Source organism: Actinoplanes sp. NPDC048791 (assembly GCF_040650095.1).
Classification (GTDB): domain Bacteria; phylum Actinomycetota; class Actinomycetes; order Mycobacteriales; family Micromonosporaceae; genus Actinoplanes.
The window spans coordinates 1-1,755 of sequence record NZ_JBEZGQ010001400.1 but is presented as its reverse complement, the minus strand read 5'-3'; the positions used below and the strand labels follow the sequence as shown (position 1 = coordinate 1,755).

Below are 1,755 nucleotides of genomic sequence, written 5' to 3'. Positions count from 1 at the left end.
GGATCTCGCGTCCCGCGCGGCCGACCTGGCCGCCCGGATCGCCAGCCTGGTCTCCACGGCCGAGGAGCAAGCCGCCGAACAGGCCATCGCGGACCAGGCCGCCACCGCCGAGCGAGCCGCCGCGGAGCAGGCAGCGGCGGAACAAGCGCGGGCCGAGGAGGAAGCCGACCTGTCCGAGGTGCCGACCACCGACCTCACGGCCCGGGCCGCCCACGTCCGGCGGGCCGCCGCCCGCTTCGCGACCAACTCGGCCGCGGGCAAGGCCGGGGTACGCCGTCCCGAGCCCGAGATCGGCACCACCTCCCGCGGCCAGCGCCCCCGCTGAGCCTGATCCGCCGCCCCGGCGCGCTCCGATCGCTACGCTGACCAGGACAAACATGCCTGTCAGCGCAGATCGGACAGCGTCACCATGGCCCAGCTGCTGTACCGCCTCGGCCGTTTCTCGTTCCGGCGCCGGCGGTTGGTCGCCGGCCTCTGGGCGCTCATTCTGCTCCTGCTGGCTGCCGGTGCCCTGACCCTCGGCGGCAAGACGGTGGACACCTTCACCATCCCGGGCACCGAGTCCCAGGAGGCCCTGGACGCCCTCAAGCGGGACCTGCCCGATGCCGGCGGCGCCGCGCTCACCGTGGTCGTCCAGGCTCCCGCCGGGGCCCGGCTGGCGGACCCGATCACCCGGGCCGCCGTGGCCGACGTGGTGGCGCAGGCCGCGAAGCTGCCCGGGGTCGTCGCCGTGGTGGATCCCTACGCCTCGGCGCGGATCGACCGGTCCGGCACGATCGGCCTGATCAGCGTGCAGTACACCAAGGGCGCGGACGACCTCTCCCCCGCTGACCGGGAGGCCTTCGACAAGCTGGCGTCCGAGGGCACGGACCAGCGCCCGAGGGTGGTTCCGGGCGGGGTGAGCGGCGGCGGACCGGAGATCGGCGCGACCGAGGTGATCGGGGTGGCGGTGGCCGCCCTGGTCCTGGTGGTCACCTTCGGCTCGCTGGTGGCGGCCGGGATGACGCTGCTGACCGCCCTGATCGGGGTCATCGCGGGCATGTGCGGGCTGCTGCTGGTGACGGCCGTGGCGGAGGTGTCGTCGACGGCTCCGGTGCTCGCGCTGATGCTCGGCCTGGCCGTGGGCATCGACTATGCGCTGTTCATCGGCTCCCGGCACCGGACCCAGCTCGCCGCGGGGATGGCCGCCGAGGAGTCGGTCGCCCGGGCCACCGCGACCGCGGGTTCGGCGGTCACCTTCGCCGGCGCCACGGTGGTGATCGCGCTGGCCGGGCTCAGCCTGGTCGGGGTCCCGTTCCTCACCGCGATGGGTCTCGCCGCCGCCGGGACCGTGCTCACCGCCGTACTGGTGGCGCTTTCGCTGCTGCCCGCCATGCTGGGCTTCGCCGGTGGCCGGATCTTGCCGCGGGGTCTGCGCAACCGGGGCGTGCATGCGCGGAAGGCGGGCGAGGACGGCTTCGGCTTCACCTGGGCCCGTTGGGTGACCAGGTTCCGGGTGCCGGTGGTGATCGTGGTCGTCGGCGGGCTGGGCGTGCTCAGTGTGCCCGTGCGGGACATGCGGCTGGCGCTGCCGGACAACGGGACCGCACCGGCCGGCTCCCACCAGCGGGTCGCGTACGACCTGACCACCGCCGCCTTCGGGGCCGGCGCCAACGGTCCGCTGCTGGTGGTGATCCGCGGCCCGCGCAAGGACACCGTCTCGTCGGTGGCCGGCCGGGTGACCGCCGGGGTCCGCAAGCTGCCCGGCGTCGCCGC

The 1,755-nt window shown here is 74.9% G+C and carries 2 protein-coding genes; both read left to right on the top strand.

The window, feature by feature from the left end:
* Window positions 1–325, top strand: a 325-nt coding sequence (locus AB0C29_RS46760) for a hypothetical protein (RefSeq protein WP_360834619.1), incomplete at its 5' end; no start/stop codon positions are given.
* 84 nt (window positions 326–409) lie between these two features.
* On the top strand, window positions 410–1,755 hold a 1,346-nt coding region (locus AB0C29_RS46755; RefSeq protein ID WP_360834617.1), incomplete at its 3' end, for an MMPL family transporter.